At 71.2% G+C, this 20754-nt stretch carries 17 protein-coding genes and 2 pseudogenes; 5 read left to right on the forward strand and 14 right to left on the reverse strand.

Annotation, left to right across the window (positions count from 1 at the left end):
• Positions 1 to 67: 67 nt before the first annotated feature.
• Together CP980_RS32800 and CP980_RS32805 are read right to left on the reverse strand one after the other, a co-directional pair.
• Positions 68 to 1009, reverse strand: coding sequence for a M48 family metalloprotease (locus CP980_RS32800; protein WP_150529836.1), 942 nt, complete (start codon positions 1007 to 1009; stop codon positions 68 to 70).
• On the reverse strand, positions 1006 to 1380 hold the full coding sequence (locus CP980_RS32805) for a BlaI/MecI/CopY family transcriptional regulator (protein ID WP_132761036.1): 375 nt from the start codon (positions 1378 to 1380) through the stop codon (positions 1006 to 1008). Before CP980_RS32805 ends, CP980_RS32800 begins: the two co-directional genes overlap by 4 nt.
• Positions 1381 to 1539: 159 nt before the next feature.
• Here CP980_RS32805 and CP980_RS32810 point away from each other — a divergent pair, with 159 nt between their 5' ends.
• The gene (locus CP980_RS32810) at positions 1540 to 2706 is read left to right on the forward strand and encodes a copper resistance D family protein (protein WP_150529837.1); all 1167 of its coding nucleotides are present in this window, start codon (positions 1540 to 1542) and stop codon (positions 2704 to 2706) included.
• Here CP980_RS32810 and xdhC read toward each other — a convergent pair.
• The 10 genes from xdhC to CP980_RS32855 all read right to left on the reverse strand — a co-directional run bounded on the left by xdhC (position 2646) and on the right by CP980_RS32855 (position 15032).
• Positions 2646 to 3596 carry a xanthine dehydrogenase accessory protein XdhC gene (gene xdhC, locus CP980_RS32815; RefSeq protein ID WP_150530443.1) on the reverse strand — a complete coding sequence of 317 codons (951 nt, stop codon included), beginning with the start codon at positions 3594 to 3596 and terminating at the stop codon, positions 2646 to 2648. The genes CP980_RS32810 and xdhC overlap by 61 nt on opposite strands.
• A 1-nt stretch (position 3597) precedes the next feature.
• Complete coding sequence (xdhB, locus tag CP980_RS32820) at positions 3598 to 5997, reverse strand: xanthine dehydrogenase molybdopterin binding subunit (protein ID WP_150529838.1); 2400 nt, start codon at positions 5995 to 5997, stop codon at positions 3598 to 3600.
• On the reverse strand, positions 5994 to 7481 hold the full coding sequence (locus tag CP980_RS32825; protein ID WP_150530444.1) for a xanthine dehydrogenase small subunit: 1488 nt from the start codon (positions 7479 to 7481) through the stop codon (positions 5994 to 5996). Before CP980_RS32825 ends, xdhB begins: the two co-directional genes overlap by 4 nt.
• A 540-nt stretch (positions 7482 to 8021) precedes the next feature.
• A complete protein-coding gene (locus CP980_RS32830) occupies positions 8022 to 9674 on the reverse strand; it encodes an allantoin permease (protein WP_150529839.1) in 1653 nt (550 codons plus the stop codon).
• Positions 9675 to 9973: 299 nt separating this feature from the next.
• On the reverse strand, positions 9974 to 10453 hold the full coding sequence (locus CP980_RS32835; RefSeq protein ID WP_132761040.1) for a DedA family protein: 480 nt from the start codon (positions 10451 to 10453) through the stop codon (positions 9974 to 9976).
• Between the two features lie 343 nt (positions 10454 to 10796).
• Complete coding sequence (locus CP980_RS32840) at positions 10797 to 11297, reverse strand: hemerythrin domain-containing protein (protein WP_132761041.1); 501 nt, start codon at positions 11295 to 11297, stop codon at positions 10797 to 10799.
• Positions 11298 to 11448: 151 nt separating this feature from the next.
• A complete protein-coding gene (locus CP980_RS36115) occupies positions 11449 to 12069 on the reverse strand; it encodes an NAD(P)/FAD-dependent oxidoreductase (RefSeq protein WP_244328239.1) in 621 nt (206 codons plus the stop codon).
• A 32-nt stretch (positions 12070 to 12101) separates the two neighbouring features.
• Complete coding sequence (locus tag CP980_RS36120; RefSeq protein ID WP_244328240.1) at positions 12102 to 13007, reverse strand: flavin-containing monooxygenase; 906 nt, start codon at positions 13005 to 13007, stop codon at positions 12102 to 12104.
• A gap of 272 nt (positions 13008 to 13279) precedes the next feature.
• Positions 13280 to 13552, reverse strand: coding sequence for an amphi-Trp domain-containing protein (locus tag CP980_RS32850; RefSeq protein ID WP_132761042.1), 273 nt, complete (start codon positions 13550 to 13552; stop codon positions 13280 to 13282).
• Between the two features lie 109 nt (positions 13553 to 13661).
• Complete coding sequence (locus CP980_RS32855; protein WP_150529840.1) at positions 13662 to 15032, reverse strand: MFS transporter; 1371 nt, start codon at positions 15030 to 15032, stop codon at positions 13662 to 13664.
• A gap of 402 nt (positions 15033 to 15434) precedes the next feature.
• On the opposite strand from CP980_RS32855, the gene CP980_RS32860 reads away from it, so the two are divergent.
• The 4 genes and pseudogenes from CP980_RS32860 to CP980_RS32875 all read left to right on the forward strand — a co-directional run bounded on the left by CP980_RS32860 (position 15435) and on the right by CP980_RS32875 (position 18822).
• A complete protein-coding gene (locus tag CP980_RS32860) occupies positions 15435 to 16046 on the forward strand; it encodes an RNA polymerase sigma factor (protein ID WP_150529841.1) in 612 nt (203 codons plus the stop codon).
• Between the two features lie 71 nt (positions 16047 to 16117).
• Complete coding sequence (locus tag CP980_RS32865; RefSeq protein ID WP_150530445.1) at positions 16118 to 16405, forward strand: hypothetical protein; 288 nt, start codon at positions 16118 to 16120, stop codon at positions 16403 to 16405.
• 194 nt (positions 16406 to 16599) lie between these two features.
• Entirely contained in the window at positions 16600 to 18030 is a 1431-nt protein-coding gene (locus tag CP980_RS32870) for an amidohydrolase family protein (protein WP_229907357.1), read from the forward strand.
• A gap of 69 nt (positions 18031 to 18099) precedes the next feature.
• Positions 18100 to 18822 (forward strand): annotated as a pseudogene (locus CP980_RS32875) (transposase).
• 5 nt (positions 18823 to 18827) lie between these two features.
• Here CP980_RS32875 and CP980_RS32880 read toward each other — a convergent pair.
• Both CP980_RS32880 and CP980_RS32885 read right to left on the reverse strand, forming a co-directional pair.
• Complete coding sequence (locus CP980_RS32880) at positions 18828 to 19232, reverse strand: DUF6896 domain-containing protein (RefSeq protein WP_150529842.1); 405 nt, start codon at positions 19230 to 19232, stop codon at positions 18828 to 18830.
• Between the two features lie 66 nt (positions 19233 to 19298).
• Positions 19299 to 20734 (reverse strand): annotated as a pseudogene (locus tag CP980_RS32885) (carotenoid oxygenase family protein).
• Between the last annotated feature and the right edge of the window lie 20 nt (positions 20735 to 20754).

Below are 20754 nucleotides of genomic sequence, written 5' to 3' on the forward strand. Positions count from 1 at the left end.
AGTCTACATTTATGTAGTCGCTGAAGGAAGGTGTCCCGAGGTCAAGGCCCTCCCGGTGGATCTCGCCTCAGTCGGAGGGGTGTTCGCCCTGTGCGATCTCCACCCCACGGTGCAGCCAGATGCTCCCGGCGAGGGAGGACGCACCGGCCGCGGTGCACAGCAGAGCCATCGCCATCACGGCGGGGATCACCCGGCGCGCGGGGCCCTCGGTCAGCAGGGCCCTGACCCGGGCGGGCACCGGCCCGGTGGTTCCGCCGGGCGCCAGGGCCGGCTGCCGCACCCCGTCCCGGCGGGCAGTGGCGGCAAGGGCCGCCCGGCCGACGGCTCGCGCGGCCAGTCTCCGGTCTCCGCACGCCACGGCGGCAGCCTCGTCCGCGGCGCGTTCGGCGGCGAAGGAGACATCGGGGACGACCGCGGCCAGCGCGGGATGGCACCAGCCGGCGAGCTGCGCGAGGGCGAGGAACAGGTGGTGGCGGGCGGCCAGATGGGCGCGCTCGTGACCGATCAGGGCCTCTCGTTCCCGCGGGTCCAGGGCCCGGAGCATGCCCGCGGTCACCACGATCCGGCCCGCCGCACCCCGCAGGCCCGGCAGTGCGAAGGCGTCCGGCCGGTCGTCGTCGAGGACGCACATGCCTCCGGCGTCCGGCAGTCCTGCCACGCGTACGTGGGCCGCGCGCAGCCGCCCGACTTCCGACGCGGCGCCCCGAACCGCGGCGATCGCGCATACGGCGAGTGCGCCGGCCGCCAGCGCCGAAGCGCCGAACGCGAGGACCGCCGGCCCCGCTTGGACCGGCCGGAGGAGGTGTGCGAACCGGGCGAGCTCGGGTACGTGGAGCGCGAGCGGCAGGAGCAGGGCGCCGAGGCAGGCCACGACCCCGAGGGCCAGAGCCGCCGAGGCTCCGGTGATCGCGCGCAGGGCGATGTCCGGACGCACCCTCTCGGCCGTACGGCGTGCCAGCGGCGGCAGGGCCCAGGGCAGGAGCAGGGGGAGCAGGAGGAGTGCGATCACGGGCGCCCCTCGTCCAGGAGCCGGCGCAGCTCGGCCTCGTCGTGGGCATCGAGTCCCTCGACGAAGCGGGCCAGCACGAGGCTGCGGTCTCCGGCTCCCTGATCGAGCTCGCGGTGCATGCGCCGGGCTGCCAGGCCGTGGGCGTCCTGTACGGCGAAGTAGACGAACCCGCGCCCTCCGGGCTGCCGTCCTGCCATCCCCTTCTCGCACAGCCTGCCCAGCAGCGTCGCCACGGTCGTCCGTGCCAGATCCTGCGGGATCGCCGCTCTGACCTGGGCGGCCGATTGCGGTCTGCCGGCTGCCCACAGCGCCGCGAGCACACTGGCCTCCAGCTCGCCGGCGGGTCTGCGCTCGCCCCCGGAGTCCGTCACGGAACCCCTCCACTCCTATGGCGTCGTCGGCGACGCAAGCCGACTACTGTCTTGTAGACAGCATAGGGGCTCAGGAGGGTCGCGGCGGGGTCGGTAACAATTCAACCAGGTCCGAGCCGGGTGGAGTAAGGCTCGACTTACTTAGGCTAGCCTCCCCTTATGCAGCTCATACATCTGGCCGCCTCGGCCGGTTACACCGTGCCCGCGACCTGGCGAGTCCTCACCAAGGCCGGATACTTCATCGGCCTCTCCGGGGCCATCGGCGCGACGGTCACCTACGCGGCGTCGGTACGTCCGTCCCTGGGCGAGGCGAGGAGCCGAGGCGGCGACGTCGAGGTGACCAGACGAAGAACGGCGACCTACCTCGCCTGGGCCGGGGTGGTCCTGCTCGTCGCGGGGTACTTCCAGCTCGCGGCCCGGGTGGCCCGGGCAGGGAAGGGCATGCCGTTCGGCGACGCGCTCTCGCCGGCGCGGATCCGGGACTACCTGCGGGCCCCGGCGGCCAAGGACGCCTGGATCGCCCAGGGCACGATCCACCTGGTCCAGAACATCGTGCTGCTGCTCGCCTCCGCCGTCCTGATCGCATTGTTCCTCCCGCGGGCACGGCGACACGTCAACGTGATCGCGCTGACGGCCCTCCCGCTGAGCCTCGCGGTGACGCTCATCGCGGCCGTACCGGCCACCGCACCCAAGAACGCGGACAAGGTGCTGGACCTCGTGTTCGACCAAGTCCACATCGTCAGCGGCGTGGTCTGGGTCGGCGGCCTGGCCTTCCTCGCCGCCCTCGCCACCGCCCGCCGCCAACCGGGCGAGGGCGCGGGCCTGCTGTGGGCCGACACCTGGCGCCGCTTCTCACTCGTCGCCCTCGTCTGCGTCGGCGCGGTGCTCACGTCCGGACTGTGGCTGAGCTGGAAGCACGTGGGCTCGGTCAGCCAGCTGTGGACGACGACCTACGGGCTCTTCGTCCTCGTCAAGATCCTTCTCGTGCTCGCCATGGTGACGGCCGGCGCCGTCAACCAGTTCTGGCTGATGCCCCGCATCGTCGAGGCCCGCCGGGACGACGACGCCTCCTCGCTCCTGCACCTGACCCTGCGGCACTTCCCCAAGGTCGTCTGGGGTGAGGTCGTCCTCGGCGTCGCGGTCCTGGCCGTGGTCCCCTTCCTCAGCGGCTCCGCCCGTTCCGAAGCCGGCAGTCCGCCCGCCGTCTCCTCGGGCAGCGTCTTCGCGGTGGGTGCGCTGCTCGTCCTCACCCTGGCGGCCTCCTTCTACGCCACCGTCAGGGCGTCCGACGCCCTCGCCAGGCGCACGGCCCCCACCGCGGCCTGACCCGCCGCAGCCTGACCCGCCGGGGCCTGACCCGCCACCGCCTGGCCCGTCACGGCCTGACCCTTCGCGGAGTCCCGCTCGAAGGACCGGAGCAGGTCCGCCGCGACGCTCACCGCGATCGTGGCGGGCTCCTTGCCGGTGATCCCGGCGATTCCGATCGGGGTCTTGATCCGGTCGATGGCAGCGGCGTCGTGGCCGCCCTCGGTGGCCAGCCGTTGCCGGAACCGCGCCCATTTCGCTGATGAGCCGATCAACCCGATCGAGCCGAGACCGGCAGTGCGCAGGGCGGCGTCGCACAGTGCGGCGTCCTCGGCGTGATCGTGGGTCATGATCAGGACATGGGCGCCCGGTGGCAGCTCCGCGAGCACCGCCTCCGGAAGCAGAGGGGTGTGGTGCACGTGGACCTGCGCCACCGCATCCGCGAGGACGCCGAGCCGTTCGTCGGTGAGCATGTCGGGGCGGGTGTCGATCAGGTGCAGGTCGAGCTGGTGGCGGGCGAGAATGCGCGCCAGTTCCAGTCCGACGTGCCCGACGCCGAAGACCGCCACCGCCGGGACCACCGGCAGCGGTTCCAGCAGTACGGTGACGGCTCCGCCGCAGCACTGCACGCCGTGCCGGCCGGTGACCTTGTCGTTGAGGGCGAACTCCATCAGCTCCGGCTCCGATTCCGGCTCCGGCTCCGCGGCGGCCGCGCCGATCAACTCGCGCGCCCGGTCGACGGCCACGGCCTCGATGTTGCCGCCGCCGATCGAGCCCCAGGTCTCGGTCCGTCCCACGACGAGCTTGGCACCGGCCCGGCGGGGCGCGTGGCCGCGCACGGTCGCGACGGTCACGAGCACGCCGGGTTCCCGGCGCGCCCGCAACCGCGCGACCGCGGCCACCCAGCCCATGTCAGGCATTGCTCAAGGCACTTGCGTCGGAGGGGACCCCGCTGCCGTCCGGTACGGAACCCTCCGGCCGAACGCCGCCCCTGCGAGCCGCCTCGACGGCCCAGTACACCGCTTCCGGTGTCGCTGGGGAGGCGAGCTCCACGCCGGCACCGCCGGGCCCGAACTCCCCGGCGGCCTGCCGCAGTGCCTCGCGTACCGAGAAGGCCAGCATCAGCGGAGGCTCACCCACCGCCTTGGACCCGTACACCGCACCCTCCTCGGTGGCGTTCTCCAGCAGCCTGACGTTGAACTCCTCGGGCATCTCGGAGAAGCTCGGCAGCTTGTAGGTGCTCGCGGCCTGGGTGAGCAGCCGGCCGCGGTTCGGCCCGTCCCCGGTGTCCCACCGCATGTCCTCAAGCGTGAGCCAGCCCGCGCCCTGCACGAAACCGCCCTCGACCTGACCGATGTCGATCATGGGGGAGAGGCTGTCGCCGACATCGTGCACGATGTCCACCCGCCGGATCCGGTACGCCCCGGTGAAGCCGTCCACCTCCACCTCGGTCGCGGCGGCGCCGTACGAGAAGTACTTGAACGGCGAGCCCTGGAAAGCCTTCGCATCCCAGTGCAGGCCCTCGGTCCGGTAGAAACCGGCCGCCGACAGCTGGACCCGCTGGAAGTACGCGGTGCGCACCAGATCGTCCCAGGCCAGCGTCTTGTCGTCGCCGAGGACGCGTGCGACGCCCTCGACGATGCGCACGTCCGAGGCGTTCGCGCCCAACTGGGTTCCGGCCACTTGCAGCAGCCGCCCGCGCAGCTGCTCGCAGGCGTTCTTGACCGCCGCACCGTTGAGGTCCGCCCCGGCACTGGCGGCCGTCGCGGAGGTGTTGGGCACCTTGTCGGTGCGCGTCGGGGCCAGCCGCACCTTGTGCAGCGGAATGCCCAGCGTGGTCGCGGCCACCTGCAGCATCTTGGTGTGCAGGCCCTGGCCCATCTCGGTGCCGCCGTGGTTGATCAGGACCGAGCCGTCCTTGTAGATCAGCACGAGCGCGCCGGCCTGGTTGAAGGCGGTGAGGTTGAACGAGATGCCGAACTTGATCCCGGTGACCGCGAGGGCCCGCTTGGTGTTCGGGTGCGCCGCGTTGAAGGCCGCGATCTCGCGCTTGCGGTCGGCGACGGCGGCGTCCTCCTGGACCTGCCGCCAGATGACGGAGATCCGTTCGGGATGGGCCACCGGCTGTCCGTAGGGCGTCGAATGCCCCTGCCGGTAGAAGTTGCGCTCGCGCAACTCCATCGGATCCAGGCCGAGCAGCGGCGCGCACCGGCCCATGATGTCCTCGATCACCAGCATGCCCTGCGGTCCGCCGAAGCCGCGGAAGGCGGTGTTGGAGACCTTGTTGGTCTTGGCGATGCGACCGGTGACGCGTGCGTTGGGGATCCAGTACGTGTTGTCGATGTGGCACAGCGCCCGGGCCACCACGGGCTCGGACAGGTCGAGGCTCCAGCCGCCGTCCGCGGTCAAGGTGGCGTCCAGTGCCTGGATGCGGCCCTCGGCGTCGAAGCCGATCTTCCACGTGGCGTGGAAGCCGTGGCGCTTGCCGGACATGGTCAGGTCCTGGGTCCGGTTGAGCCGTACCCGGACCGGCCGGCCGGTCAGCATGGCGCCGAGTGCGGCGACGGCCGCGAACCCGTGCGGCTGCATCTCCTTGCCGCCGAAACCGCCGCCCATCCGCAGGCACTGGACGGTCACCTCGTGGCTGTGCAGGCCGAGTACGTGCGCGACGATCTCCTGCGTCTCCGAGGGATGCTGGGTGCTGCTCTGGACGAACATCTGCCCGCCCTCGTCGACCTGGGCCAGCGCCGCGTGCGTTTCGAGATAGAAGTGTTCCTGGTCGGAGAAGTGGAACTCGCCGGTGAACACGTGAGCGGAGTCGTCGAACCCGGCGTCCACGTCGCCGGTCAGCATCACCGGTCGGGCGCCGTGAAAACTCCCGGCCGCGATGGCCTCCTGAAGCGTGATCACGGAGGGCTTCTCGTCGAGTTCCACCTCGACGGCCGCCGCACCGAGCCGGGCCGCCTCCAGCGTCTCGGCGAGCACCCAGGCGACGGCGTGGCCGTGGAACATGACCTCGTCGGGGAAGAGCGGTTCGTCGTGCTTCATACCGGCGTCGTTGACGCCGGGAACGTCGGCGCCGGTCAGCACGCGGACCACACCGGGCACGGCGAGCGCGGGCTCGGTGCGCAGCGCGGTGATCCTGCCGTGGGCCTTCATGACCTGGACCGGGTGGGCGTGCAGTACGTCCTTGGTGCGGTGGACCAGGTCGTCGGTGTAGAGCGCGGCGCCGGTGACGTGCAGGTTGGCGCTCTCGTGGGGCATGGAGACACCGACGACGGGCTTCTCGGGACGTTCGGACAAGTGACTCATGACGACACCGCCTCGGTGGTTTGCGCGTACAGCTTCAGCAGGCTCTGGCCGAGCATCGCGGAGCGGTATCCGGCGCTCGCGCGGTGGTCGTCCATGGGCGTGCCCTGGGCCCGCAGCACCCGGGCCGCGGCCTCGACGGTCTCCGCCGCCCACGGCTTGCCCTCCAGGGCCGCCTCGGTGGCGAGGGCCCGGATCGGGGTTGCGGCCACGCCGCCCAGGCCGATGCGGGCCTTGCGCACGATCCCGTCCTCGATGTCGAGCGCGAAAGCGACCGCCACGCTGGAGATGTCGTCGAACCGCCGTTTGGCGATCTTGTGGAAGGCCGTCACGGGCGACAGCGGCAGCGGTACGCGCACCGCGCGGATCAGCTCGCCGGGGCGGCGCACGCTCTGCCGGTACCCGGTGAAGTAGTCGGCGAGGGGGACCTCGCGCTCACCGTCGGCGTCGGCAAGTACCACCGATGCCTCCAGAGCGAGCAGTACCGGCGGGCTGTCACCGATGGGGGAGCCGGTACCCAGATTGCCGCCGAGGGTGGCGCTGTTGCGGATGAGCCGGGAGGCGAACTGCGGGAAGAGTTCCGCGAGCAGGGGGACGCTGCCGTCGAGGCGGCGTTCGATCTCGGTGAGGGTCTGCGCCGCGCCGATCTCGATGTGGTCGGATTCGACGCGCAGTTCGCGCAGTTCGGGCAGACGGTCGACCGCGATCACGCAATTCGCCCGGCGGGAGCGGATGTTCACCTCCACGCCCCAGTCGGTGCTCCCGGCGACGACCACCGCGTCGGGCCGCTCGCGCAGCAGCCCCAGCGCGCCGGCCAGCGTGCTCGGCCGCAGGAACGAGCTGTCGTCACGGGTGTATTCGGTGGAGACCGGTTCCGGCGGGGACTGCTCGCGACGCCGAGCCAGGGGGTCGTTCTCGGTGGGCGTGCCGACGGCGAACGCGGCGTCGCGGATCGGCCGGTAGCCGGTGCAGCGGCAGAGGTTGCCGCTCAGCGCGTGCAGATCGAAACCGTTCGGACCGTGCTCGGTGCCGGTGCCGGTGCCGGTGCTTGCGCCGGTGTCCTCGGTCGGGTCCGGGTGCGCGCAGCGGTCGGGGCGGTAGTACTCGGAGGCCATGCTGCAGATGAATCCCGGTGTGCAGTAACCGCATTGGGAGCCGCCGCGGACGGCCATCTCCTCCTGCACGGGGTGCAAGGCGGCAGGCATGCCGGGCTCGCCGGGGGTGGCGAGGCCTTCGGAGGTGATGACTTCCTGGCCGTCGAGCGCCGCGACCGGGACCAGGCAGGCGTTGACCGCCACCCAGTCGGTGGGCTTGTTCACCCCGGGACGGGCCACCAGCACCGAACAGGCGCCGCATTCGCCCTCGGCGCAGCCCTCCTTGGTGCCGGTGAGGCCGCGCTCGCGCAGGAAGTCCAGCACGGTGGTGTGGGGTGCCGCCGGCGCGATCGGAGCCTCTTGCCCGTTGACCGTGATCCGCGCCGCTACCACTGCGCACTCGCATTTCCGCGCGCGGCCGATGTGACTGTCCAAGTCGCCATTTCAGGAGCTTTCTCTTTCGGTGGTCGCAGCTCGATGACCGCGAGCGCGACAGATCGACACGCAACGACGTGCCGCAGAGGGTGACGGAGAGAGGAAGGTGCCGGGGCCGCTGATCGGGCACGCCGGCGAGAGGGGGCTGGTCAGCAGCCGTGTGCTACACGACCGGGAGCCCAGGCGATCCGGTGCGCGAGGCGAAGCAGCTCGGAGAAGGTCGACATCCGGCTTCGCCCCCTTCCGGTCCTGGCTCGCGAGTCGGTGCGGTCGAAGTTACGTTGCCGCAGGTTCGCCGGTCAAGCGTGTGTGGGTCGATTCCCTGAGCGCGGGCCAGTTCGTGTGGCGGATGTTCGTACGCGACACCAGTGGTGTCCGGAGCTGATCCGCTGCTCTACTGACTTCCACTCGGAACCGGGCAGCGCAACGGCGCAGGGGCCGGCGGTCCTCCCCGGACCCCGGCCCCGCCCCGCCCGTCCCGCCCCGAACGCCGGTGTCCTATACGGCCGCCGGCGGCAGGACGTGGTCGCCGGTCTTGTCCGTGCTCAGGCACAGCGAGCAGACGACCGCCCCGTGGGTGACGCAGGCGGTGAGGTCGGGGCGCTCGTAGGGCTGACGGCAGACGTGGCAGTCGAGGGTGACCGCGCTCGGGTTCCCGTCGGTGTCCAGCAGGGGCTCGCCGATCCCGTCGTCGGTGCGGCGCAGGTAGTAGCGGCCCTTGGTGACCACGGCCATCAGCGGGGTGACGAGGAAGGCGATGACGGCCGCGGCCACGGGTGAGTACGGCTGGAGGGTGTCGCCGAGGAGGTGGAAGTACATGGCGATCGACAGTCCGGAGGCGGCGACGAAGGCCACGACGCCGACCGGATTGACCGCGTGCAGCATGCCCCGGCGGAACTCCGGCTGGAGCGGGGACAGCTTCAGCACGTACTTGTTGATGCCGATGTCGGTGGCCACGGTGACCACCCAGGCGATCGCGCAGTTCGAGTAGAAGCCGAGGATGCCGCCCAGGAAGCTGAACATGTCGGCTTCCATCAGGGCGAGTGCGAAGGCCAGGTTGACCAGGACGAAGACCATGCGGCCGGGGTAGTGCTTCGTGACGCGGGTGAAGGAGTTCGTCCAGGCCAGGGAGCCGGAGTAGGCGTTCGTCACGTTGATCTTGATCTGGCTGATCACCACCAGGGCCACGGCCAGCGGCACGACCATCCAGGACGGCATCATCGCGTCGAAGGCGCTGCGGAACTGCTGGATGGGCTCGGGCGCGGCCGCCGGTCCGACCTCGGCGATGATGTAGACGGCGAGGAAGACACCGATGGCCTGCTTGAGCGCGCCGAGTACGACCCACCCGGGGCCGGCCATGACCACGGCGGTCCACCAAGTGCGCTTGTTCGCCTCGGTCTTGGGCGGCATGAAGCGCAGGTAGTCGATCTGCTCGCCGATCTGCGCGATCAAGGACAGGCACACACCCGCTCCGAGCATGACGGAGGCGGTGTCGACGCCGCCCTCGCCGCTCGTGCCGGGGTAGGCCAGGAAGCGGTCGACGGTGCCGGGGTCGTCGACGATGAGGTAGACCAGCGGACCGGCCATGAGGAGCAGCCAGATCGGGGTGGTCCACACCTGGAGCGTGCTGAGCGCCTTCATTCCGTAGACGACCAACGGGATCACCAGCAGCGTGGAGACGGCGTAGCCCAGCCACAGCGGAAGTCCGAGGCCGAGTCTGAGGCCCTGGGCCATGATCGAGCCTTCGAGGGCGAAGAAGATGAAGGTGAAACTGGCGAAGATGACGCTGGTGACGACCGAGCCGTAGTAGCCGAAGCCGGAGCCGCGGGTGATCAGGTCGAGGTCGATGTTGTACCGCGCGCCGTAGTAGGCCAGGGGGAAGCCGGTGATGAAGATGACGACCGCGGCGACGGCGATGGCCACCAGGGCGTTGCCGGTGCCGTGGGCGAGGCCGATGCCGGCGCCGATGGAGAAGTCGGCCATGTAGGCGATGCCGCCGAGGGCCGTGGTGGCCACGACCATGGGGGTCCAGCGGCGGTAACTGCGGGGTGCGAAGCGGAGGGTGTAGTCCTCCAACGTCTCCTTGACCGCCTGGTCGGCGGCAGTGCTCGGGGCTTCTGCCGTGGTCTGTCGCGACTCGGTGGTACTCATGCCACGCCTCCCGTGGGGGCTGGGTGCACTGGGTGCAGGTGCTGCGAAGCCGAGCCCCGTACGACACCGTTGGCAGGACGGGGTGATGGGCCGTCATGAGTGGTGTCCGGCAACCCGGTTCACCGCCGTGGTCCCACGGTCGGTCACGCTAGGAACCGGTTGTTTCCCCGAGGGCGCGTTGCGGTGAACAGCGTGTTGCCGCGGGAGGCCGGGCCATGGGCCGCCAGCGGGACGTCACACCACTGACCCTGCTGACCCTCCTGACCCTGCTCCGCCCCCGCCCCCGCCGTCGCGGGAAGTCAGGCTTCGTCGGCCACGGTGTCGGCGGAGGGCGGGACCGCCCGTCGCCGGTAGGCCACCACCCCGCATGCCGCGAGGAGGAGGGCGGCCACGGCGGACACCCCGAGGGCCGTGTGCTCGGCGAAGAGCCGCCCCAGCACTTCGAGGACGCCGAGCCCGGCGGTCGCGTAGATCAGCGCCCAGGCCGCTCCGCCCAGGAAGAGGGCGGGGAGGTAGCGCGGCAATGGCATGCGCATGCTGCCCGCGAGAAAGTTGGCGGCGGTCTGGAAACCGACGGTCAGGAAGGAGACGGCGACCACCGGTGCGCCCCACCGCTGGATCGCCCGCTCGGCGCGCCGGAACTTCGCCGAGGAGATCCGTTCGGCGAACCTGCTGCGCCGGGCACCGGCACCGGCGAGCCATCCGACGGCAAACGTCCCGCCGGCGCGAAGCAGGACGATGGCGTACAGAGCGCCGGCGGTGAGCGCGATCTTATCCACGGCGCCTCGTCCCGCGCGCAGGGGTGGGACCCACGTCCCTCGTCACCCGTACGGGCGTCCCGCCCCCGCCCGGCGCGCGACGCGCACAAGCCGCCCGGTCACCGTCTCTCACCTGCGCCCCGTCTCTGCCCGTTCCGTCCTGTGGGTCACCGCCTGGGGCACCGGAACCCGAACCCGCATGTCGGGGTCCGCGCGCCAAGCCAGGTAAGCCTAACCGAACGTGCTTCCGGCGGACACGGGGCGCCGGGCCACGGCGGTCCACAAGCGGCGGACGCCGAGCCGGCGGCCCGACCCGACCGTCAGGCCCGGGCCCCCGTCGTCGGCTATCGCGGGGCGGGGCGGCTCAGCGGCCGACGATCTTGCGTACGTTCTCGATGCTGCCGCAGTCGGACGCGAGCTGCCTCTCACGCTCCCGCAGGAACGCGGTCCCCAGTTCCGCCCTGCGCTCGTCGGGAACGTTCTCCCTGGCGCCGTTGAGGATCGTCCGCTCCTCCTCGTCCAAGTGGTGGGAGACCGCCTTGACCAGGGCCTCCAGCCGCGTGTCCCACTCCTCGGAGCCGACGTCGTCGACTTCCAGCAGCGCCAGCAGGGCCTCGTTGCCCTCGGTGTGCTCCTCCTCGCCGTGCTCGACTTCCTCGTTGTCGACGCCCCTGAAGCGCTTGAGCGCCCCGTAGACCTCGGCCTCCTCGGCCTCGCCGTGCGCGATGAGCAGGGCCGCGAACTCCTCCCTGGCCGCCGCCCGGTCCGCCTCGACGCTCCTCATGCGGCGGAACAGTTCCTCCATGGTGCGGTGGTCCTTGAGGATCACCGCGACGACGTCCTGGTCCTTGTTCTCTCCCGCCATACAGCGCACCTCCTCGATCATCCCGGACCGTACCGGCGGTAACGGCACCCTCCGGAGCCCGGGTCGCGAAGCCCACCGCCCGGGATCGGCGCAGTGGACATACGGGCGACTGCCCGTACCCGCCGCGTTCATGCGGACCCCGTCGCGGCGGTCAGCGCGTCGGCCGGCCGGTGCCCTGCGGGTGCGACGGGGCCGGGGCGCTGTCGTCCGGCGCCGTCCGTGCGGCGGGCAGCGGAGCGGGTGGCGCCTGCCAGACGTATGCGGCGGGATCGAAGCGGTTCAGCCGACGCGTGAGGCGAGGGGTGGACCACGGCCAGGCGAAGGTGTTGCGGCCACTGGAGCTGAGGTAGTAGCTGGTGCAGCCGCCGGTGTTGTAGACCGTGGTCGCCAGAGCGGCTTGTACGGCGCTGTTGTGGGCGTCCTGCACCCCCGGGCGGACCTCCAAGGCCCGGCCGGCACTTCGGTCGAGGTGCCCCAGGGCGGCGGTGAGGTAGGTGAGCTGGGCCTCCAGCACGGTGATGGCGGAGGTGGATCCGCCGAGCAGGTTGGGGCCCAGCAGCAGGAAGAGGTTCGGGAAGCCGCCGACCGTGGTGCCGAGGTAGGCCTGCGGCTCGCCGCCCCAGACATCGGCCAGGCTGCGGCCGTCCGTACCGTGCACGTTCGCGGCGAGGGGGAGTTCACCGACGCGGAAACCGGTGGCGGTGACGAGGACGTCCGTCTCGGCGACCGTGCCGTCGGCGCCGACGACCTCGTTGCCCCGTACGGCGCTCACCGCGGTCGCGTGCAGGCGTACGTGCGGCCGGTTCAGGGCGGGGTAATACGTGCTGGAGGTGAGCAGACGCTTGCAGCCCAGCCGGTAGCCGGGCGTGAGGGCCCGGCGCAGCTGCGGATCGGGAACGGAGAGCCGAAGGTGCGCCCGGGCGCCGGCTTCGAGGAGGCGGGCGAGCCCGGGGTGGCGGAAGGCGTAGCCGAAGCTCTCCTGCAGGGCGTACTGGGAGGCGCGCAGCCCGCGCCGGGCGCCGGGCAGCCGGTTGACGACCTGGTGGAACGCGGGGACAGGGCCAGGTCGGGTTTGGGCAGCACCCACTGGGCCGTTCGCTGGAAGACGTGCACGGCCGCCGCCCTGCCGGTGATGGCGGGTACGACCTGTACGGCCGAGGCGCCGCTGCCGACCACGCTCACCCGTTTCCCGGCTAGGTCGACGCTGTCGTCCCAGCGGGCGGTGTGGAGTACGGGGCCGGCGAATCCGTCGATCCCCGGCACGTCCAACGTACGGGGGACGTGCCACGGACCGGTGGCCATGACCAGGACCGCGGCGCTGTAGGAACCGTCGCTGGTCTCCAGCTGCCAGCGACCGGCAGCCGGATCCCACCGCGCCTCGTGCAGCGCCACGCCGCAGCGCAGGACCTCGGCGAGGCCGTACCGCTCGGCCGTGGCGGCGAGATAGGCGCGGATCTCCTCCTGCCCCGCGAACACACGGCTCCAGCCCGCGTCCGGGGCGAAGGAGTAGCTGTAGAGCGTCGAGGGTACGTCGCAGGCGCAGCCCGGATAGGTGTTGTCCCGCCACGTACCGCCCAGCTGCTCCGCCTTCTCCAGCACCAGCACATCGCGAAACCCCGCCTCACGCAGCCGGATGCCTGCGCCGAGCCCCGAGAACCCCGCGCCGACCACCACCACGCGTACGTCCCGTTCGCCCTGCCCGGGAATCACCGCGTCTCTCCGGCCCGCGCGACCGCGTCCCGCCACGCGGCATCGCTCATGCAGGTCGGTCCCGGGCACACGAAACTCTTCAGCAACGACATGCGAGGCATGATCTCCCCGACCGCCGGGGGCTGTTGACGCGTCACCGACCGCCACGGGCCCGTGATGAAACGTCCCACGCTGGGCGTCCGGCGTCGTCGTGACGGGACGCCGAGGTCCCCCGAACGGGGTCCTCGTGCGAGCCGGTCCCCGGGCCGGGTTGCTCTCCGGGCCGCCGGGCTCTACTCCTCGTCGGCCGCCGTCCGGGATGACGCGGCCGCCCCGGCCTGCGCGGTCGGCCACTTGAGTTCGATCTCCAGCTCGATCTCCCCGTCGCCGACCTCGACCTCGACTTCGGTACGGATCTCGTCAGGGATGCGCAGGCTCAGGGTTCCGGGGCCGAGTTCCAGCTCGGCATTGCCGCCGTGCCTCAGGGCCTCCGCGAGGGCGGAGAGCTGATCGGCGGCCTCAAGGCGTGACAGGGAGCTCTTCTGTTCGAACTTGAGGTCACTCACGGATGCCTCCAAACCGCTGCGACCAGCGGGTACGGCAGGTACTGCTCATTGTGGCGCGGAGCGGCGGGGCGGGCATCCCCAGGGCGTCGCAGACGGATTGCGCCGCAGCTCAGCGTTGCGGTGCATGGGCGAGCACGCCGGCGGCATCGGCGGGGGACCGGCCGGGTACGGACGCGGACACGATGTCCGTACCCCTGCCCTGGCGCGGAACGAAGAGGGTCACCAGCGCGCCGAGGAGGGCGACACCGGCGAAGGCGTAGAACGCGTGGTGCGGCGAGACCCCGGCGCTCACCAGGGCTCCGCCGACGAGCGGCCCGCCGATGCCGCCGAGCCGGCCGAACCCGGCGCACCAGGCCACCCCGGCAGCGCGGGCCCGGGTGTCGTAGTAGTTCGCGACGAAGCCGTACACCAGGACCTGGGTGCCGATCGTACCGATCCCGGCCACCGCGACCAGGGCCAGCAGAGCACCGAGAGGCAGCCCCAGCGTGAGAAGCACGAGGGAGACGGCGGCCAGCACGAACGTCGACGTGATCACACGCTGCGGGCCCCTCCGATCGGCGGCCCGGGAGGCGAGTACCCCGCCGATGATCGCCCCGCCGTTCAGGGCGAGCAGGAACACCAGCGAGTACGACTTGCCGAAGCCGCTCTGCCCCATGATCTCGGGGAGCCACGTGTTCAGGGCGTAGGTGAGCAGAAGACCGGAGCAGCTCATCAGGCCGAGCAGCAGCGTGGGCAGCGCGTAGCGACGGCTCGCCAGAGCCGCGAAACCGACCTTCTTGCCCTCGGGCGCCCGCGTCGACTCGCCCAGCGTGACTCCGGTGCGCTCGGAGACCAGGTGGGCCCGCTCGGTGTGCCCGCGCGCCAGCAGCCACTTCGGGGACTCGGGCAGGCGCAGCAGTGTGACCGGCAGGAGGACCACGAGAGGGGCCGCACCGAAGAGAAACAGGGTGCGCCAGCTGTCCCCACCGGACACGAGGAGGGCCATGACCGCGGCGAGGACACCGCCCACGGGGACGCCGCTGTAGACGATCGCGTTGTAGACGTTGCGGCGGTGGTGCGGTGCGAACTCGGCGACCATCGCGGCGGCGGTGGCCACCAGGGCGCCGACGCCGGTGCCGGTGAAGAAGCGCAGGACGCCGAACGAGGTGAGGCTCGTGGCGAATGCGCTCAGCCCCATGGCGACGGAGAACCAGATGATTCCCGCGATCATGATGCGACGTCGTCCGACGTGGTCGCCGACCGCTCCGGCAGTCAGTGCGCCGACCATGACCCCCATGAGCGCGTACGAGCCGAGCGCGCCGGCCTGGGCGACGGAGAGGTGGCCGATCTGGCTCGGGTCGCGCAGGAAGTCGGGCACCACAGTCCCGTAGACGACCAGGTCATAGCCGTCGAAGACCAGCGTGAGGGTGGTGATGGCAATGATCCAGCGCAGCGTCGTGCGGTGCTGCGGGCTGAGTCCGGTGTGCTGGGAGGTGTTCATCGTAGAGCCCCAATTGACCGTCTGATGGCGGTGGTAGAGCGTGAGCCAGTTGAACGTACGTCCGATGCCCCGCCGTCAAGGCCCGCGGGCTCGACATCCGTCATGTCGTACCCCGCCAGCGGCTTGCGGGCCCCGAGGAACGCCACGCGCTCCCGTGCGCCCCGCCTCCCGGGGCCGGTGTCGGCGAGCGTGAATCCTTTCCGGAGCTCCTCGCCTCTTGTGTGCGTACCGGTTGAACGGGCCGGTGGAACCGTGAGGAAGGAACAACCATGACGGTCATCGGCCTGGTAGTGATCGGAGCCCTGCTCATCGGCGCGTGCAGCTGGCACCTGGTGCGGCGCTACCGGAGCGGAAGCTGACCGGCGCCCGCACGCGGAGGACACTTCCGAGGATGAGGAACAGATGAACCCACGCCACACCTGGCCGGACGAGCGGCTGATCAAGGCCGCTCAGGACGGCGACGTCACCTCGCTCACCACCGTCGTGGTGGAATCGCAGCCGCATGTGCGCAAGTTCGCGCTGTCGCTGTGCGCCTCGCCGCAGGACGCGGAGGACGCGGCGCAGGAGGCGCTGATCATCCTCTACAGGAAGATCGGCACCCTGCGGGCCACGGGCGCCCTCGCCTCGTGGATGTTCCGGATCGTGCGCAACGAATGCCTGCGGCAGGTCGGACTGCTCGTCTCGCGCGGCGACGGGGCGTCGACCGTTCCGGAGGCCCCGGCGGAGCCGTCCGCCGAGGACGCGGTGCTGCGCAGGCTGGAGGTGGAGAGGGTCGCGGCCGCGGTCGGCGCCCTTCCCCGCGACCAGCGGCAGGTACTGATCATGCGGGACCTACAGGGTCTGCCGGGCAGGACCGTGGCCCATTCGCTCGGTCTGAGCGGCGCCGCGATGAAATCGCGGCTGCACCGAGCACGTGCGGCACTGCGCCACGCACTGGCGACGACCGAGCGGACGACCGCCCCCGCGTCCGACCGATCCGTCGACCCGTCAGCCGAAAGGGACGCAACACAGTGAACACAGTGAACACAGTGAACACAGCGAACCCCGTGCGCAGGAACAGCACTCAAGGCGCGCAGGGCCGGCCCATCGCACCGTGCGCCTCATCCGTAGCGGCCGGGAGGAACTTCGCCAGCACGTCCGTCCCGCGCCACCTGGCGCGCGGTGCCATCGGATTGGGGTTGATCATCGGCTCGATCGCCTCGGTACCCACCCTCGGACCGGCTTCCCTGCTGGCGGCCCCCCTGGCCCTGGTCGCCTTCCGGGGCTGTCCCACCTGCTGGTTGGTGGGTCTCGCGCAGACCATCTCCCGAGGCCGGCTGGAGCGCCGGTGCGCGGACGGCGTCTGCACCCTCACCAAGGCGCACCCGTCGTAGACGAGGGACGCGGGCGGCGGTCGGGCAGGCGACGGGACCGGAACACGGCCGGAATGGAAAATGTTTTCCGCAGACGCCTATGGAAGGCCCGTCGGCTGGGAATGCTGGGTGTAATCTCCCGCATCTGCTCGACGCGCCGTCACCGCGTCGTCCGGGCGGGCCTTCCGTTCTGAGCTCTCGGGAGGTACCACGCCATGCAGTCGAACCCCACTCCGCCGCCGGCCCGCAGCCGCCGCGATCTCCTCACCGGCCTCGGCGCGGCCGCCGCCGCCCCGCTCCTCCTCGGTGCCACCGCCCGCTCCGCCCCCCGTAACGGCCTCGCCCACCGCCCCGTTCCGGTCAGCCGTACGGTCCTGCTCCGGGGCGCCGCCCTGGTGCTCACCATGGACCCCGCCTTAGGCAGCGGCCCCCTCGGCCCGGTGGAGAACGCCGACGTCCTGATGCGGAACGGAGCCATCGCCTCCGTGGGCAAGGCGCTCCATGCCCCGCCCGGCGCCTCGGTGGTGGACACCTCGGGCAAGCTGGTCATGCCGGGCTTCGTCGACACCCACACACACCTCTGGCAGGCCGCGATCCGCGGCGGCTGTACCGACGGTGACCTGTTCGGCTGGTTCGAGCGTTGTACCGACCCCGCGCGCGGCCGGCTGACCCCTGCGGCGCTCCACAGTTTCGTACGCCTGGCCGCCCTCGACGCCGTCCAGTCGGGCGTGACCACCCTCGTGGACTGGGTGGACATCTTCGCCTACGACCTCGTCGAGAGCTACGTACGGGCACTGGCCGGCAGCGGGGTGCGGTTCACCTACGCGATGTACCCGCCCAAGCCCGATGGGGCCCTGCTCACGAAGGTGAAGAAGGAACTCGTGGACCCGGTACCCCTCGGTTCCTTCCAGGTCGCCACGCACGCGGCGCGGTCGGCCCAGTACCTCAACCGCGCGCACTGGGAGGCCGCCCAGGACATGGGAGTCATGCTCAACTCCCATGTCCTGGAACGCCCCGAGCAGCGCGCCGACGACCCCGTCGGGGTCCTCGCCGACATCGGGGCGCTGGGGCCGCGGCTCCTGGTCAACCACGCGATCCACCTGACCGACGAGGAGATCGCCGCTCTCGCGGACCACGACGCGCGTGCGGTCCACTGCCCGTTGAGCAACATGCGTCTGGGATCCGGCGTCATGAGGCTCTCGGAGTTCAGACGACGGGGCGTCAAGGTCGGCCTCGGGCTGGACGGCGGCACCAACGACACCTCCGACTTCCAGGCCCTGATGAAGACGGCCATCGGCCTGCAACGCTCCCATGCCATGGACGCGGGGGTCTTCCCGCAGGTGCAGGACGTCCTGCGGATGGCCACTCTGGGCGGCGCCGAGGCCATCGGCATCGCCGACCGGGTGGGCTCCCTGACTCCCGGCAAGCGGGCTGACGTGATCGTCATCGACCCGGCGGCCCTGAACTTCGCGCCCCGCTTCGAGTGGGTCGGCCAGATCGTCTTCAACGGCCGGCCCGAGAACATCGACTCCGTGTTCGTGGACGGACGCCCGCTGAAATTCGGTGGCCGACTGGTCGACATCGACACGGGCGAAGTGGTGCGGGAGGCCGAGACGGCGGCCACCCGCCTCCACGCAGCCGGATAACTGATCGTTTCAGAATGAGTTGAGCCGCTGGTCTTGTACCCGACGGTCTTGGTCCGCAGGGGGTCAAGAGTGCGCGTTGGTCTGGTTCCCGACGACCTGTGGGAGCGGGTGGCCCCGCTGCTGCCGCCTGCTCCCGAACGGCGCCATCGCCACCCCAGGCGGCTACGCGTTCCCGACCGAGTGGCACTCGTCGGCACCATGTATGTGCTGCGGCCAGGCGTCGCATGGCGTGATGTCCCTGCGGAGACGGTGGGTTGTTCCGGGGTGACTGCCTGGCGCCGGCGGCGAGAACGGACCGAGGCCAGCGTCTGGCGGCGCCTGCACGCCGCCCTGCTGACCGAACTTCGCCGCGCCGGCCTGCTGGACCTGGACGACTGCTCCTTAGACGGCACGCACCTCCGGGCCCTCAGAGGGGGGATCAGGTCGGGCCCTCGCCCGTCGACCGCGCCCGTCCCGGCTCCAAGCACCACCGACGCCGTCCCGTCGATCCGGGGTCCGCGGGGGCGTCCCCGCCGCAAGCCTCAGCGACTGTATGCCGACCGAGGCTACGACTTCGACAAGTGCCGCCGCCTGCTGTGGAAGCGGGGCATCAAGCCGTTCATCGCGCGACGCGGCTTCGCTCATGGTCCCGGACTGGGCAAGGTGCGCTGGGTGGTCGAGCGCGCCTTCGCCTGGCTGCACCAGTTCAAACGGCTCCGCACCCGCTACGAGCGACGCGCCGATCTCCACCAGGGCCTGCTCGAACTGGCCTGCAGCCTCATATGCCTGCGCCGCCTGCGCACCTCTTCCTGACGCGATCAATTGGCTGCGCTGAACCACCCCGGTCGCACCTCGGTCAGAAGTGATTGCAAGGACCGTGCCGCTGTCCGCAGGTCCTGCTCCGTGACGTCAAGAGGCTCCGGCAGGCTCAGCCCGTACCGGCGCAGCCGCCAGAGGTCGAAGATTTCGCTCCCGTCAGCTGCGAAGTCGACGTCGACCTCGGTGCCGTTGTCGCCGACGAAGCGGCACCCTGCCCCATGCACCGTGTAGGAGTAGGTGCCGATGCGCCCACTGCGGCTGAGGATACGGCGCGAGCGGACCAAGCCGACGACATCTGCGAGTCGCTCAAGCGACGGGATTGCCGCCCGCGTGGCCTCGTCAACTGCGTTCAGAGCGTCGACGTAACCAAGCACGAGTTCCCGTGCATCCCCAACCCGTTCCATACGGCGTCATCCCCCTGAGCCTGTGGCTGAAGGCATTGTTCCATGGGCTGCCAGCGTCTCCGCAGCTCAGTCCCCTTCGGTGGGCAGCCAGCAGCCGTGCAGGCCGAGCGGGACCCGGACGGGGACGCGGGCGCGCGCCACCGGCCCGGAGGCCGGGTCCTCGGCGGGGACGACCAGGAACCAGCTCGCCCCGTCGGTGCGGTCGGTGGCGAAGGTGAGCCAGTAGCCGCGCTCCTCGGAGTCGGTACCCGGCTCGGGAGCGAAGACCGGCTCTCCGACCGACAGGTCTCCGGCGTCCCAGACCCTCGCGCCCCCCGTCAGCGCGTCGTGGAAGCGCACCGCGTCGTACTCGCCGGCCAGCAGGTCCGACCGGCCGGTCGACGTGGCCAGTGCGGTGTACCGATGGCGCCGGCCGATGAGGCGGTCGTTGATGCGGGGGAACTCCACCCGGGCGTCGTCCAGCAGGGTGCGGGTCATGGTGCCCGCCCGGGGGTCGATGCGCGCCCGTGCCAGACCGCCGCTGACCGGGTCCTGCGCCGCCCCCGGTGCGTCCCCGACGGTCAGCCGGCTCCACTGCACGTAGTCCAGCACCACCGGGGCGTCCGCGCCCGGGCCGTCGTCGTACGCGTTCACGGTGTGCCACAGCCAGAAGGCCTCGTCGGCCGCCCAGCGCGGAGGCCCGCCGTCGCGCGGGATCAGGACCACACGGGTACCCCGCTCGGGCCGCCAGGCCAGGAACGATTCGCCCGCCATGGCGGCGTCCAGGTCGAAGAAGGCGGGCGCGAGGACCAGGACGGCGTAGCGGCCGGTCAACGCCATGTCGTGGATCATCATCGGCTCGTCCACGCCCTCGACGGGCGTGGGACCGTGGGTGACTACGCCGTCGCGGCCGATGACCGACCAGGTCAGGTAGGGCGGCTCCAGGCCGTAACAGAAGACGACCATCTCGCCCGTGACCGGGTCGATCTTGGGGTGGGCGGTGATCCCCGCCGGCAGGCTCCCGTCGAAGTCCTCGCGGCCCAGCGTCTCCAGCCCGGCGCCGATCCGGTACGGGCAGGCCGACTCGGCGAGCGCCAGCAGCCGGCCCCCGTGCCGTACGACGTTGATGTCGGGCAGGTCCCGGAAGGTGCCGGCGAGCTCCGGTCCGACCTGCGCGGCATCCGGCATGATCATCGACTCCAGCCCTCCCACAGGGCCCGCCCGGCCCGCTCCTCGGCCTCCAGGGCGGGGGTGCGTACGAACCGGTTGCGATAGCGGGCGCGGCCTTCCGAGAGCCACACCCCGTGCAGCATGCCGTCGCCGTCGATGGGGTACAGGTACGAGCCGATCGGCGTGAAGCGGGGATTGGGCCCGTTGCGCAGGTACAGGCCGTCCAGCGCGGCCGGGATCCGGCCCGTCACCTCCAGCTCGGCGACGTCGACCTCCTCGGTCACCGGCGCGAAGGGGCCCAGCAGGTGGGGGACGCGGGTGGGGTCGAAACGGGGCGGCGTGTGCGTGTTCACGGAACCTCCCGGAGCCTGGT

Origin of the sequence: Streptomyces vinaceus, assembly GCF_008704935.1 — a bacterium.
In the GTDB taxonomy this organism is placed as follows: Bacteria; Actinomycetota; Actinomycetes; order Streptomycetales; family Streptomycetaceae; genus Streptomyces; species Streptomyces vinaceus.

Excerpts from the sequence above, each read along its gene's own strand:
- CP980_RS32810 (WP_150529837.1), top strand. The coding sequence starts at position 1,540 with ATGCAGCTCATACATCTGGCCGCCTCGGCCGGTTACACCGTGCCCGCG.
- xdhC (WP_150530443.1), bottom strand. The coding sequence starts at position 3,596 with ATGGGCTGGGTGGCCGCGGTCGCGCGGTTGCGGGCGCGCCGGGAACCC.
- xdhB (WP_150529838.1), bottom strand. The coding sequence starts at position 5,997 with ATGAGTCACTTGTCCGAACGTCCCGAGAAGCCCGTCGTCGGTGTCTCC.
- CP980_RS32830 (WP_150529839.1), bottom strand. The coding sequence starts at position 9,674 with ATGAGTACCACCGAGTCGCGACAGACCACGGCAGAAGCCCCGAGCACT.
- CP980_RS32840 (WP_132761041.1), bottom strand. The coding sequence starts at position 11,297 with ATGGCGGGAGAGAACAAGGACCAGGACGTCGTCGCGGTGATCCTCAAG.
- CP980_RS32855 (WP_150529840.1), bottom strand. The coding sequence starts at position 15,032 with ATGAACACCTCCCAGCACACCGGACTCAGCCCGCAGCACCGCACGACG.
- CP980_RS32860 (WP_150529841.1), top strand. The coding sequence starts at position 15,435 with ATGAACCCACGCCACACCTGGCCGGACGAGCGGCTGATCAAGGCCGCT.
- CP980_RS32870 (WP_229907357.1), top strand. The coding sequence starts at position 16,600 with ATGCAGTCGAACCCCACTCCGCCGCCGGCCCGCAGCCGCCGCGATCTC.
- CP980_RS32880 (WP_150529842.1), bottom strand. The coding sequence starts at position 19,232 with ATGGAACGGGTTGGGGATGCACGGGAACTCGTGCTTGGTTACGTCGAC.